Origin of the sequence: Vulcanococcus sp. (assembly GCF_044369115.1) — a bacterium.
Classification (GTDB): Bacteria; Cyanobacteriota; Cyanobacteriia; order PCC-6307; family Cyanobiaceae; genus Vulcanococcus.
The window spans coordinates 1-12,107 of sequence record NZ_JBIPMN010000076.1; the positions used below are offsets into that span (position 1 = coordinate 1).

Sequence of the window (12,107 nt, forward strand, 5' to 3'; positions counted from 1 at the left end):
CTGAGCCGCTCGCCAGCGATGAAACGTTGATCGCAGAAGTTCGTCACTCAGGCCAAGGCGAACTGTTTTGCCATCGCTTTCAGACCGATCAGTTGCAGGTGATCAGCGGCAGTCTGGATCTGATCGTGTTGCTAGACCGGCGCCTGCGTTGCATTCATCTGCGAGACGATGAGCCGATCTGGCTGCGGATTCCGCCCGGAGTCCCGCACGGTGCCATCAACCGCAGTTCACGTCCGGCGGTGGTGGTGAATGCGGTGCTGCGGCACGGCGCCAGTGATCCGCGTGACTACCAGCCGCGTGCCATCCCCTGGGCGCTTGCCCAGGTGTGGTCCGACCTGCAAGCAGCATGAGAGCAGCGATGAAGGAGTTCGGGCGGAGACTTGCCCAAGGGCCAGCTGCCGTGTCTGGATGGGTGTTGCTTGCCCGCGATGACACCCGAACTCGCCGCTTGCGTTCTGGACGGGCTGCCCCTGCTGCATGAGGAGCTGTCGGTGGATCCCGAGGCGCCTTGGTATGTGGGCACCCCGGATCAAACGCAGGTGTTGCATGACGAGCTCTGGTTGCTCGCTGGGCGACTCATGCCTCGCTCCAGCGCGGCACTGGTGGAGGGTTGGTACAGCTCAGGACGCTCTGCGCTGCTGCCGGTGGAATGCACTGGCGAGCTGGTGAGCAGCCGCCATTTGGCGGCCTGAACGCGTTCTTACTGAGCCGTGCCTTGGGAGGCTGAGAACGGCGGGGGCGTGAGGTGCATCAGCTGGGCGGCGTAGTTCTCCGTGAACGACGCCTGCATCTGCCAGGCGCGCAGCAGGGTTTTGGCAACGGAGCGCAGCTGCTCAATGTCGTCGCAGCTTTCGATCGCCCGCTCCTGCATGGCGATGGTGAATTCCCGGCTGAGGGCGGGCTCATTCATCGGAGCATCAGCGACGTAACAACATGTTACGAACCCTGACCTCTCTGGTGTGTGCCGCTCAGGCGGCATTGGCCAAGGCGAGTTTGAGCATCAGAAAACCCACCAACGCCGCGGCGCTGAGCAGGGAGAGCGCTGAGAGCACGGCGACACCTGGAGAGCTCAAACCTAAAGCAAATAAGAAGGCGCGTCCCTGGGGTTGGGCCGATCAGGGCTTCGCGGTCGGAGGCTTCTGAGCTGGAGCCGTAGTTGTTTTTTTGGTGGCTGGCGTGGATGTGGGCTTGGTGGCCGCTGGCTTACCGGTGGGGCTCACCGCTGGCGGAGCGGCGGGCTGGGTTTTGGGGATTGGCTTGGCATTGGCACAGAGGGACGCCACCATCAAATCTTCCCCACCACGCTCTTTGGATTCATTGGCCGCATAAGGCAGCCGCCAGCTACTCCAGGCCTGATCACCGTTCTGGATGCTCAGCTTGAGGGTGTCGCAATGCACCGCCACCTGTTCACTCGTGGTTGGGTTCGCGTTGGTGTCAGGGCCGCAGTTCACAGCGGTGGTGCGCACCCCACTGCTCAACAGCTTCCAGCCAGACCAGTCGTAGCGGCATGCCCCAAAGCTGCGCCAGCGCGGTGCTTTGAGGGCGTTGATCTTCTGGAGCAAGGTCTTTTCCTTCTCACTCAGCTCCTGGTTCTGGGTCGCTGGAGCTTCAGCTGGGCTTGTCGCTGTCGGTTGGCTGACGGCTGGTGGCTCTGTCTGCGATTTGGTCTGCGCCTGGAGCGGGCTGAGTAGGGCCTGGCTCAACAGAGGTGCAATCAACAAGGGCCACCACGCCAGATGAAAACCAACACCGCGCATCACCCTGGATCCAGCTCGGGCCCAGTCTGAGACAGCCCCTGGGCGCGTTGGCTTCAGAACCACTCCAGAACCGCCTCCTCTTTGCGGTTCACCCGCGCCTGGGGTGTGCGGCGCTCGAACTCCAGACGGATCGAGCGCTCCTGTTCACCATCGGCGGCCACGGCCTTGATCGGATAGAGCTGCTCGCCGTCGCGGAAGGGCACATGCACCCGGAAGGTGCCATCGGCTTCCAGCGGAATCTGTTGATCCCCGATCGAGAGGCGGGCACTGGGTTCAGTGGCGCCATAAACGATCAGCTCCGCATCAGCCACCAGCCAGAAGGAGCGCGGCCGCACGATGCCGCTGCCCGAGTCGCTGCGGCCGCTGGCCCAGAGCCCGGCGCCGGAATCGTTGAGGGTGCCACTGCGCGCGGAATCCTGATCCCACTCATGCAGCACCTCCGAGCCCACGCGGCGGCTGCGCAGGCTGCCTGCGGTGGCGAGTTGATAGATCCGCTCGTGCTCCACACCACCGCTCACCACCGGCTCAGGCGTTGCCATCACGGGTGCATCCAGGGAGAAAGGCACAAAGGCATCGGCCACCATGGCCGCAGGCTCCAGCGCCGGCATGCGCGCCACCGAGGAAGTGGCCAAGGAGAACCAGCCACCAGCTTTGGTGCGGTAGCCCAGTTCCACGCGGTAATCGCGATCGCTCACGGGCATTGGCAGGTGCCATTCCCGCGCGCCGCTGCTGACCACCAGCTCCTGCAGGGTGTGGGGATGGGCTGCGCCCAGCGGCAGGCCGGTCACATCCGCCACCCGCAAGGCCAGTTGTGTGGCGCCCGCGGCCTTGGCGCGCTCGTGATCGCTGCTGTTGATCTCCCAGAACACGTACGCCCACTGGGGATCACGGGGCAGGAAGGTGATGTGGCTGGGCAGCTCTGGGGTGGCTGAACCGCTGGATTGCTGCTCCGGCTGCGCCTGGGCGGGCGCGGCGTTGGGCAGGGCCTGGCTCACGGCCTCGAGCAGCCCGGTTTTGTCCATGCGGCTGTAGCCACCTAGGCCGATGCGTTTGGCCAGATCCCGCAGCTGCAGAAGAGTCCAGCTGCCGAGATTGGAGAGGCCGCTGCCGCCCATATCAGCTCCGGAAGCGGCCATCTCAAGTCTTCGAAAGTCCGTTGATGATCGCCCGGGAGCAGGGCCGACCTGATGGTCTGTCAGGGCATGGGGATCACTGCAGCACCTGCGATCTCCTCCCTCGACCTTTGCCTCCCGCTGTTTTCAGACCGGTAACAGCGGGCGGGCCTGTTTGACCAGTGCGCAGCAGTGGTGCAGCGGTGTTCTCCAGAGCGCTTTCAGCTCGCTACGCAGGCCAGGCTGAGCCTCTGAACCAGCCGCCATGCACCTCTGGACTCTGCAGAAGCCGCCATCAGGCCTGGTGGAGCCCTATGAATCAGCGCGGTTGCGGGAAGAAGCCCGTGAGCTGGGCCTGCAGCTGGAGGCCGTGGCTCCGCAGGAGATCGATTTGGTGGTGAGCCGCTGCGGCCGCCGCTCGATCCGCCGTTGCGGTGCAGAAGTGGAGCTGCCGGATGCTCTATTGCCCCGTACCGGAAGTGGAACGGATTACTTCTCCCTGGCGATCCTGCGCCAGCTTGAGCACTTGGGAGTCCCGGTGATCAACCCCAGCTCGGCGATCGAGGCGGTGAAAGACAAGCTCTACGCCCATCAACTCCTGGCCCAGCGGAACCTGCCGATCCCGCGCACAATGTTGGTGCGGTTCCCTGTCGATCCCCAGCTGGTGGCCGATCAGATCAGCTTTCCCTGTGTGGTCAAGTTGCTGGTGGGCTCCTACGGGGAAGGGATTTATCTGAGCCGTGATCCCGCCAGCTTCCGCGATCTGATGGAGCTTGTGTCGAGCCTGGACCGCAGCCAACCACTCATCCTGCAGGAATACATCGACAGCCGGCCCGGTGAGGACCTGCGGGTGTGGGTGGTGGGTCGCCGTGTGCTCGGAGCGATGCGGCGGCGGAGCACCGATGGGAGCTTCAAGGCGAACATCAGCCGCGGGGGCGATGGCCAGCTCTTTCCGCTCAACGGCGTGATTGAGGAGCTGGCGCTGGCCAGTGCAGACGCTGTGAACCTCGAGATCGCTGGGGTGGATCTCCTGTTTGACGGCGAGGGCTACTGCGTGTGTGAAGTGAACAGTGCGCCGGGCTTCTTGGGGTTTGAGCAGGCCACCGGCCTGAACGTAGCTAGGGAAATCCTCGAGCATTGCTGCTCACGGATTGAGCCGCACCACCAAGGGGATCTGGTCCCTGTGGCCTTCCGCGCCTGAGCGATCGCATCAGTGCGCCGCGATCTCCGGTTTGCGGAACAACCCATCGAGGTAGTGGCGCACCACCGGCTTGTCCTGACAGCCCTGCTGAAACAGAAAACCCGCCAGCGCTGATTGCATCAGCCGGTATTGGTCCCATTGGGGGTGCTGCTCGATGAAACCCACCATCGACTCAAATAAATCAGCCGGGAACTGGTTTTCCACACTCACGTGCGGAGCCAACGCATCAGGAACCTCTGCCAACCAACACCTCATCCGATCACCCATCCATCAGCACATGGGGGCAGCCATGACGTCAAAGCACGGTCTTGGTGCGCGACTGCAGCCGTCTCAGACCAGGAATGACTGCACCGCAATGGTTTTGCCGCTTCCCTGGTTGGAGCACTCCGGTGCCTCAATCGATCGGCGGGCGTCTGTCAAGAGGAGAACACTTTTCCCGAGCCAATTCGGACGATCTGCTTGACAGCTTGCGTCTGCGGTTGGACCCATGTGGAAAACCTGTGGAAAAGAGGACGGACCCTGTGGGTTGATCCACCGTTGAGCGGTGCTGATCAATGCGGGCATCTGGGCAAGCAATCGCGATCAGCGGCAGGACCGCTGCACCCACCCCCTGGACAGATGGGCTCAGGTGAGGGCGTGCAGCGGTGCGGTGGTGATGCAGTGCAGCTGCTCATGCAGCGTCAGTTGCCCGGAATGGCGCCACCAGCGAAAGCGCTGCAACGCGCCGGCTTGCCACAGCCAGCCTCTGGCTTGCCCCTGGCGGGCATCCCAGCGCCACTCCACCACGTTGTCGCTGCCCAGGCCGCTCGCCTCCAGGCTCTGCAGCAGCTCCCGGCGGATTTGATGGGGGCGGAGGCGATCACAGCACTGCCCCTCCAGAGGCTGAGGCACGGGTTGATCCAGCACCCAGGCACCGATCTGATCCAGGGCGGCCTTGAGGCGTGGAGCGGGACGCGGCTGCTGCATGGCGCCAAAGCTGATACCCCACCTTGCAAGCGCTGCTTGCCGAAAAGCAGTACTCCAGTCGCGAAGTGTCACAACTGCAGCTCGGGTGTCAGGCGGGTGCGTCTAGCGGGAGGCCGCCATCGGCTCCAGTGGCCCATCGCGATCGGAGCGATAGCGGAGCCCGCTCTCAGGCAGCAGTTGATGCAACCGCTCGAGCAGCTGCTCGAGCACCCCACGGCTCAGCGGCGCCCCGCGGCCCATGCCTTCTCGGCTGGTGACCAACACGCCCAGCTCACCGCGGCCCTTGAGCTCCAGCAACACCTGCACAGGCACAGCCGCGCTGCTTGGCATCAGGGCGAGGGAGGCATTGCGCTGATCCAGCCAGGTGAAGGTGCCTGCGTTGCCTGGATCCAGCAGCTCGAGTACCAGACGCAGCTCTCGGTCGCCAGGCACTCCCGTGAGGATCGCTTCCAGGCGGGCCAAGCGTTGCCGATCGAGGAAGTTCGATTGTGCCTGCTTCAGCGCACCACGGGCTGGTTGATGAACCGATGGGTTCAGCTGTGGCTGACCGTCACGCCAGCTGGAGCGAACAAAAAGGTGCACTCCCCAATGCGCTGCACCTGACCATCCAGGGCGCTGACGGCGCCGGCCAGGAAATCAACAATCCGCTGTGCTTCCTCTGGAGTGGCGTCCTCCAGTTGCAGCAATACGCAATGGCGTTGGCGGATCGCTTCCACCACCTCCTGGGCGTCGCTGAGCGTGCGGCTGCGCAGGATCGTGACCTGCGGGAGCCACACCCCAAAGGGGGTTTCCATTTGGAACGCTGCCAATCCATAAGACAGTGTTGCCGAACACCATCGCTGCCTATGCCAGCTGCCAAAGATGGTTGGGCAACGGGCGGATGGGCCGGAGATGACGGGTGTTGCCACAAGGGTTCTTGGCAAAAACCACCACGTGCCTGCGGAGCGCCGCTACCGCTTGATCGATGGCTGCTGCGAACCCCATGCGCAGCTCGATGGTGAATACCCGAGCCTCGATGAGGCGATCGCAGAGGCCATCGATTGGGTGCTGGCATCGACCGGCGGCGATGCGACCAGCTGGATTGGCGTTGAGGTGTGCACCATCAATGGCGACTGGCGCACCTGCCGCTTACCGATGCCGCTGCTCTGCGACCTGCAGGCAGGCTCTACCAGTTGATGGTGGCGTAGGTGATCACAGCGGTGGGCGGGACCCCAGTGCTCAGCCGGTATCTGGCTTGTTCTCCCTCAGCTGTGGCTTGGGTGTAATGAACCAGCGCTTGGTCGGCGGCTGGCTGAGCACTCAGGCGCGGCGCAGTGGATGGGGGTTGAGCACTGGCCGTGTCGGCGCACATAGGGAACAGAATTTCGTGGACGCTATAAAACGACTAGGCCAATTCAGGTAGCAACAGCGACCAAAAGCCTCGGATTTTGTTCTATGTGATACAGCTCTCGCGATCGGGGGGCTTGTGTCTTGTCGCTGCGGTTCAAGAGGTAACGGCGAGGGCGCATCACCATCGAGCATGTGCTCCCGCTCACATCAGCTGGCAAGGTGAATGGAATGGCAGCAGCGTTGACGTGGCGATCGGCAGCTGATTCAGGTCGCTACAGGATTAGCCATGACAACAGAAGATCTCAGCGGGGTCCCTGACCCTGGCTTGACGCTTGTCCCTGGAGATGGTGCTCCGATGGAGAGTGAGTCGAGCTACCGCGAGCGTGAGCAGCGCTACAGGAGTTCTGAGCAATACGCCGCGATGCAACAGCGCTACCCGCAATTGCGTTTCTGGGTCTCTCGCTGTCCTGGCGCTGAGCTGGTGGGTGGAACAACGGATCGTGATGGCACTCCACCGCTCCAGTCACCTGTGTCGATCGTTTGGGATCGGAGTCATGGCGACTGTTGATCGCCAACAGATCGATCAAGCCGCCGCGATCGGTGCAGGCTCAATGTTGGAGTGCAGCCGCTGGAACATATAGCCCTGCCCCCGGGCCGTCATGATCAATTCCGGGTTTTCTGGATCCACTTCGAGCTTGGCGCGCAGACGGGAGATGTGCACATCCACCACGCGGCTATCGGAGGACTTGCCCGGTTTGTAGCCCCACACCTTCTCGAGCATGTCGAGGCGGTTGATCGGTTCGCCGTGGCGGCTGATCAACAGCTCCAGCAAGTGAAACTCCATCCCCGTCAGGCGGATGCGCTCGCCGCAGCGGAAAGCCTGCCGGCGATTGAAATCAACGCTGAGATCACCCACCGCGATCACATTGGAGCTGGCCGAGCCGGCGCCGGTTCCGCCCTGGCCCTGACCGGCCCTACGCATCACACAGCGGATGCGCGCCTCCAGCTCCTTGGGGGAGAAGGGTTTGACCATGTAATCGTCGGCGCCCAGCTGCAGCCCAGTGATGCGATCAGCCACATCGCCCAGGGCGGTGAGCATGATCACCGGCACTTCCGACTGAGCTCGGATGCGCTCGAGCACCGCAAAGCCATCGAGCTCGGGCATCATCACGTCGAGCACCACCACATCGGGTTCAACGCTGCGGAACAGCTCCAGTGCTTCTGCGCCATCTTGGGCGGCAGCCACTTGGTGGCCTTGCATCGCCAGGCGGGTTTCAAGGATGCGGCGGATGTTGGCTTCGTCGTCCGCAATCAGGATCTTGAGCGGCTCTTGAATGGTCTCCGACATGAATTGATCAGGTATGAACAAACGAATAGCGGCGGTCGTCAGTGGGCCAGGGCTTGCTGCTGATCCACATCCCGCTTGACCATGGCGTAATGCACAACCGGGTCGCGGTATTGACGCGGCAGGGTGGTGTGCAGCAACTGCAGGCGATCCCAGCAGACAGTGCGTTGGATTTTGTTCAGCGACGTTCCGTCTTGCACCAACATCCGCAGGGCCTTGCAATACGCGGGATAACTGGCCTCTAACTGCGCCACGGTGACTGCCGGAGCTGCAGCGGTCTTGATCGACTTCATCAGTGCTGAGTAGGAGCCGCTCGCGGGCTCAGTGCCTGTGAACTTACGCGTCCTGAGCTCAGCACAGAAGTCTTGACAGACCGAGGGCTCCATGCTTAGGCGTTCTTCTTTTGTTGTTGGCGCTACATCAAGCCCGGTCCAAGCCAGTGACAGGCCCAACGCACACTTGAACACGGGCGGCAATCTAAAGAAACCCTAAAGAAGCGCTGGGCGGTGTTTCCGCGGGGGTTCAGCGGTCTGCTCCCAACAGAGAGCCCTCGGTGGGTGAACCGAGGGCTCTCCGGAGCGGCCGGGCAAGGGAGTTTGGCGCTCAAGCAGGTGCGGCTGTCTCGTCAGCACCTGTGTGGATTGTGCGTCCGCTCGACAGCTGCGGAACCCCCGTGCAACGAATGCTCACCGTTGACCGCTGCAGGGGCAAGACGCAGCAAGCCCTTGCGCTTTTGCAACCACCTGAGCCATGAGTAAGCGGTGCTCGTTCACCCGCCGGGAGCGGTCCTCACCCCTCGGCAGTCCTATGGCGCAGCACCGGGCCGCACTCCTCACACCGCGGCCCCCCTCTTGTTCTCACCAAGGCAACGGCCCCCGACCCGCCGCGGCGTTGCAGCCAACCTGGGAGCCGAGCAATGCACCAAGCGGAATCGCCCAGGCCCGGCCGTCATTCCGTGACATGGCGTAGGCGACAGCGCCACCACCGAGACCACCGATCAGGCGGCCGGTGTTGCAGCGCTGGGCCTGTTGCTCTGGGATGAGCGGTAGGTTGGCGTAAGCCTGATCACCAGTGTTGACTCCTGGGTTCCACCAAGGCCGTGGCGGTGCGGTGGGCGCGGGATAGTCATGAACACTGCTACTCCAGCTGGTCTGAGCAATCGGCCAGGGCCGCGCTGATGCCGACAGGGGAAGCAGCGCCGCGGTAGTGGCGGCGAGAGCAACGCCAAGTCGTGTTGCAGAGCTCAGGCGGTGGGAACGGGAAGCAGAAGGGGGCATGACTGCTTGGGTGTGTGGGAGGAGGTCAGAGAGCAGCAGTGCTCCACGACCTGTCTCCAGCTAAATCCGCTTCATGGAGCGATCGGTGACAGAGATGCGCGGTGGGTCTGACCAGATGTGACTGGAGACCTTGAGAAATAGCTGAATACTTCCTTGCTTCGCACGAATGAACAACAGTGAGCTCTTCATCGCCACCCGGCGGCGGAATTGGAGGATGTCACACGGCGCCAGGACTTCGCGAGCGCCATGGCCGCTGCGCGGACACCGGCCATGGCGCTCGCGTGGGTTCCTCCAGCAGTTCCCGCCACAGGCCGTGCTCCGGCGTCTCGCCGGGGTCGAGGTGGCCGCCAAAGAGTCCCCAGCAACCTGGTGCCACGATCGACGGAATCTCGTCGCGGAGCGGCATCAGCCAGCGGCCATCCCGTTGCAGCAGTGCCAGAGCAACTTCAACGGCCATGGCTCGTGATCAGGTCGCTGCCGGCCGGCGCTGCTGAGTTGCCAAGACCGCAGCGCCACCGGCTGCCACCACGAGTCCGCCACTGATGGCCAGGAACACCAGGGTCTGAATCAGCAAGAAGAAGATCCCCAGGGCGGAACCGGTGACGATCTGAATCCTGGCCTTGATCAGCAGGGTGAGCAGCAACAGCACGGTGGCCTTGAGGGCCAACACCTTGGCCGTGCTGAAGGGGCAGAAGGGGTTCAGAAGCACGGCGGGATTCCATGTGCTCCCATGCTGGCGGCGGAGCGACGGGCCGGCGGTTTGACCTCGGATGGCGGCTTCCACTGAAGGGCACAGGCCCGCCAGCCGGCTTCCCGCTTCTTGTTCCAGAGCTTAATCGCCTGCTCGCGAGACAGCTCCTTGCGGCGCTTGAGCAACGGCGCCTCACCGGCAGGCATCAGCTCCCCGAGGGTCACCTCCAGGCTCTGGCTCCAGCGGTCGTAGCGCAGTGGCTTGAAGTGGAGCACCTGGCGGCCGTCGCTGATCCACCCCTCCCGAGGAGAGAGCGGCGGCCGGCAGGGCCTGTCGATGACATTCATCTGGAGCTGCTCAGGCCACCTCCGGTGCCCAACCGCTCTGGCGCACCATGTCATCGGTCCAGCCCTGGCAGCGGCTGACGAGGTGCTCGCCGTGGGCGATCAGGCCCTGGTGCAGCTGGCAGGTGAGCATCGGGATGCAGTTCACCCCGGCGTGGTGTCTGAACAGTGGCAGGTCATGCAGACCTTGCGGCTGCGGGTCCTGAGCAGCACGTCTTCATCGAGGTACGGCCACTCCTCGACTGGGAGCTCAAGCCGGGCCGCCAGGGCCGCTGGCCGAGGGAGAGGGATGCCCATGAACCACTCCGAATGCGTACACCTGCACTAGCACGGGTCTGCGGTAAAGGCTGTCGCGGGTTCTGGAGCTGGATACGGTTCGCTCAGAGCAGAGGCGCCGTTGTTCCGCGAACTCGTGTTGGCCATTGGCATTCCCCTGCTGGTGCTGCTGCTAGCAGTGCTGGCGCTGGAGCAGTGGCGCGATCAGCTGCCGCTCTGGCTGCAGCGGTTGGCCGAGCGCCCCTCCTGGCTCTGGAACACCGGCATCGGGCTGATCATCGGCCTCTCGTTGCTGCGCTGGCTGCTGCGGCCTTGAGGATTAGGCCACCAACTGGTGGTGTTGAACGAGGAACGTCTCGATCCAATCGCGGTGCCGCCTCTGGCAGATCCGATCGGCGATGGAAGCGGCCTCGGCTGGCACCTGGAACCGCTTGCGGAAGGCCTTGGTGAAGCCATCCAGAGCAGGGCGTGGCAATCCGCGCACGGTGGTCAGGATCCTTTGGATGGTGGCCGGATCGAGGGGCTCCAGCCCCATCTCGGCCGCAGGTTCTGCGCTGGCGTTGCCCCGCTGAGGAGCCGGGGCATGACGAGGCGCTGCCGGCGGGGTTGAACTGGTGACCTCCCGCTGCTGCTTGTCGTAGAGCGCCAGCCCGAAGGGATTGCCAAAGGTCATCAGCGCCCGCTTCATGGCGTCGGTTTCGGCCTCCTTGATGGCGGATTCATGGGCCTGGCCCAGGTCCGCGTCGATGCCGTGACCGGCGCCGCTGCCTTCGCGGATCACATCGCCGACGCGGATGCGGACGCGGGCGGTGTAGGTGACGCCCCAGCCGGCGCGGTTGCTGCTGCCGAGGGTGCGCTCGCGCTCGGCGACGCACTGCACAGCGATTGTTTCCCGCTGCCAGCCATCAAAGCCAAAGATGCGGTTGGCCTCGGCAATGGCCTGCCAACCCTCCAGGTAGGCCAGGGACCGCCCGGCCTGGCTGCGGGTCTGAACCTTGGCCCGATCGAGCGGCGCTGAGAGAGCTGCGATCTGCTCGGGGGAGAAGACGGTGGTGGCCATGGAACTGCTCCAGGTGAAAAGGACTGGTGATTGGGATTGATGGAAGTGGGCCCGCCCGTGCAGCAGGCCCATGTCGTGGGGGGGGGGGCTCTGCCCCCTCAGGTGATGCGCCAGGAGCGGCGGGAGAGGAGCTGGGCACCTTCGATCTGCCGGCCGGCCTTGAGGGCCTCTTTGATGGCGGCCTTGTCCGGCTTGCTGGTGGTGGTGACGGCGAGCCATTCGGGATCGAGGGCCTCTTCGTCGTCGATCACCACCGCCTGGGATTTGCGGCTGCTGAGCTGGTGATTCGGAAACGAGAAGCGGGTGGCCGCCGGCTGCAGCTGGGTGAGGACAAACACCAGCGACTCCTCCAGCGCATCGGCCCGGCCGGCATCGCCGCGGGCCAGATCGCTGAGGCGCTTGGCCTGCTGCTGGCGGTAGGCGGCCTGGCCGCGCAGGTGCTCGATCACCCAGCAGGTTGCATCGGCCTTGGCAGCAAGCGCTGCCTTGTTGCCCTCTTCTGCCAGGAGGGCAGCTTCCAGCTCAGCGAGGGCCAGGGCCCGCTGTTCGGGGTCATCGGTTTCCAGCTGCTGGGCCAGCTGGCCGATGGCGGTGGTGAGTTCCTGGGCCTCGATCCCCAGCTGCCAGAGGGAGCTGGAACGCTGCAGCGAGCAGGCAGGGCCATTTACCGAGGGGGCTGCCGCGGGGAAATCAGCTGGGGCTGCGGGAATGGGAGTGAGAACAGGCATGACGGCGTGAGGAATGAAGGA

The 12,107-nt window shown here is 63.9% G+C and carries 20 protein-coding genes; 5 read left to right on the top strand and 15 right to left on the bottom strand.

Features of this window, described 5'->3' with window-relative positions:
• On the top strand, positions 1-350 hold a 350-nt coding region (locus ACIQ2E_RS07375; protein ID WP_398328324.1), incomplete at its 5' end, for a hypothetical protein.
• A 78-nt stretch (positions 351-428) separates the two neighbouring features.
• Positions 429-692, top strand: a complete 264-nt coding sequence (locus ACIQ2E_RS07380) for a hypothetical protein (protein WP_398328327.1) — start codon at positions 429-431, stop codon at positions 690-692.
• Positions 693-700: 8 nt separating this feature from the next.
• Here ACIQ2E_RS07380 and ACIQ2E_RS07385 read toward each other — a convergent pair whose 3' ends face one another.
• The 3 genes from ACIQ2E_RS07385 to ACIQ2E_RS07395 form a co-directional block, all read right to left on the bottom strand.
• Positions 701-910: a hypothetical protein gene (locus tag ACIQ2E_RS07385; RefSeq protein WP_398328330.1), complete on the bottom strand. Its 210-nt coding sequence runs from the start codon at positions 908-910 to the stop codon at positions 701-703.
• 205 nt (positions 911-1,115) lie between these two features.
• The gene (locus tag ACIQ2E_RS07390; RefSeq protein WP_398328333.1) at positions 1,116-1,757 is read right to left on the bottom strand and encodes a hypothetical protein; all 642 of its coding nucleotides are present in this window, start codon (positions 1,755-1,757) and stop codon (positions 1,116-1,118) included.
• Positions 1,758-1,810: 53 nt separating this feature from the next.
• Positions 1,811-2,893: a DUF4912 domain-containing protein gene (locus ACIQ2E_RS07395; RefSeq protein ID WP_398328336.1), complete on the bottom strand. Its 1,083-nt coding sequence runs from the start codon at positions 2,891-2,893 to the stop codon at positions 1,811-1,813.
• Positions 2,894-3,134: 241 nt separating this feature from the next.
• On the opposite strand from ACIQ2E_RS07395, the gene ACIQ2E_RS07400 reads away from it, so the two are divergent.
• Positions 3,135-4,070, top strand: coding sequence for a RimK family alpha-L-glutamate ligase (locus ACIQ2E_RS07400; RefSeq protein WP_398328339.1), 936 nt, complete (start codon positions 3,135-3,137; stop codon positions 4,068-4,070).
• Between the two features lie 9 nt (positions 4,071-4,079).
• Here ACIQ2E_RS07400 and ACIQ2E_RS07405 read toward each other — a convergent pair whose 3' ends face one another.
• From ACIQ2E_RS07405 to ACIQ2E_RS07420, 4 genes are all read right to left on the bottom strand, one after another.
• The gene (locus ACIQ2E_RS07405) at positions 4,080-4,313 is read right to left on the bottom strand and encodes a DUF2811 domain-containing protein (RefSeq protein ID WP_398328342.1); all 234 of its coding nucleotides are present in this window, start codon (positions 4,311-4,313) and stop codon (positions 4,080-4,082) included.
• Between the two features lie 381 nt (positions 4,314-4,694).
• On the bottom strand, positions 4,695-5,036 hold the full coding sequence (locus ACIQ2E_RS07410; protein ID WP_398328345.1) for a hypothetical protein: 342 nt from the start codon (positions 5,034-5,036) through the stop codon (positions 4,695-4,697).
• 102 nt (positions 5,037-5,138) lie between these two features.
• Entirely contained in the window at positions 5,139-5,498 is a 360-nt protein-coding gene (locus ACIQ2E_RS07415; RefSeq protein WP_398328348.1) for a hypothetical protein, read from the bottom strand.
• Between the two features lie 71 nt (positions 5,499-5,569).
• Entirely contained in the window at positions 5,570-5,830 is a 261-nt protein-coding gene (locus tag ACIQ2E_RS07420) for a cell division protein SepF (protein WP_398328351.1), read from the bottom strand.
• Positions 5,831-5,927: 97 nt separating this feature from the next.
• Between ACIQ2E_RS07420 and ACIQ2E_RS07425 the strand changes: the two genes are divergently transcribed.
• Complete coding sequence (locus tag ACIQ2E_RS07425; protein ID WP_398328354.1) at positions 5,928-6,212, top strand: hypothetical protein; 285 nt, start codon at positions 5,928-5,930, stop codon at positions 6,210-6,212.
• A gap of 736 nt (positions 6,213-6,948) precedes the next feature.
• Here the strand turns inward: ACIQ2E_RS07425 and rpaB are convergent.
• The 6 genes from rpaB to ACIQ2E_RS07455 form a co-directional block, all read right to left on the bottom strand.
• Positions 6,949-7,713 (bottom strand): response regulator transcription factor RpaB, encoded by a 765-nt coding sequence (rpaB, locus tag ACIQ2E_RS07430; RefSeq protein WP_398328357.1) that lies wholly within the window; start codon positions 7,711-7,713, stop codon positions 6,949-6,951.
• 38 nt (positions 7,714-7,751) lie between these two features.
• Positions 7,752-8,003, bottom strand: a complete 252-nt coding sequence (locus ACIQ2E_RS07435) for a DUF3136 domain-containing protein (protein WP_398328360.1) — start codon at positions 8,001-8,003, stop codon at positions 7,752-7,754.
• Between the two features lie 564 nt (positions 8,004-8,567).
• On the bottom strand, positions 8,568-8,987 hold the full coding sequence (locus ACIQ2E_RS07440) for a glycine zipper 2TM domain-containing protein (RefSeq protein ID WP_398328363.1): 420 nt from the start codon (positions 8,985-8,987) through the stop codon (positions 8,568-8,570).
• 217 nt (positions 8,988-9,204) lie between these two features.
• A complete protein-coding gene (locus ACIQ2E_RS07445) occupies positions 9,205-9,444 on the bottom strand; it encodes an NUDIX domain-containing protein (RefSeq protein ID WP_398328366.1) in 240 nt (79 codons plus the stop codon).
• A gap of 9 nt (positions 9,445-9,453) precedes the next feature.
• Positions 9,454-9,696 (bottom strand): hypothetical protein, encoded by a 243-nt coding sequence (locus ACIQ2E_RS07450; RefSeq protein WP_398328369.1) that lies wholly within the window; start codon positions 9,694-9,696, stop codon positions 9,454-9,456.
• Entirely contained in the window at positions 9,687-10,025 is a 339-nt protein-coding gene (locus tag ACIQ2E_RS07455) for a DUF1651 domain-containing protein (protein ID WP_398328372.1), read from the bottom strand. Before ACIQ2E_RS07455 ends, ACIQ2E_RS07450 begins: the two co-directional genes overlap by 10 nt.
• A gap of 394 nt (positions 10,026-10,419) precedes the next feature.
• Between ACIQ2E_RS07455 and ACIQ2E_RS07460 the strand changes: the two genes are divergently transcribed.
• Positions 10,420-10,614 (top strand): hypothetical protein, encoded by a 195-nt coding sequence (locus ACIQ2E_RS07460; protein WP_398328375.1) that lies wholly within the window; start codon positions 10,420-10,422, stop codon positions 10,612-10,614.
• Positions 10,615-10,617: 3 nt separating this feature from the next.
• Here the strand turns inward: ACIQ2E_RS07460 and ACIQ2E_RS07465 are convergent, their stop codons facing one another.
• Positions 10,618-11,358 carry an RAD52 family DNA repair protein gene (locus ACIQ2E_RS07465; protein WP_398328378.1) on the bottom strand — a complete coding sequence of 247 codons (741 nt, stop codon included), beginning with the start codon at positions 11,356-11,358 and terminating at the stop codon, positions 10,618-10,620.
• A 98-nt stretch (positions 11,359-11,456) separates the two neighbouring features.
• On the bottom strand, positions 11,457-12,107 hold a 651-nt coding region (locus tag ACIQ2E_RS07470), incomplete at its 5' end, for a siphovirus Gp157 family protein (RefSeq protein WP_398328380.1).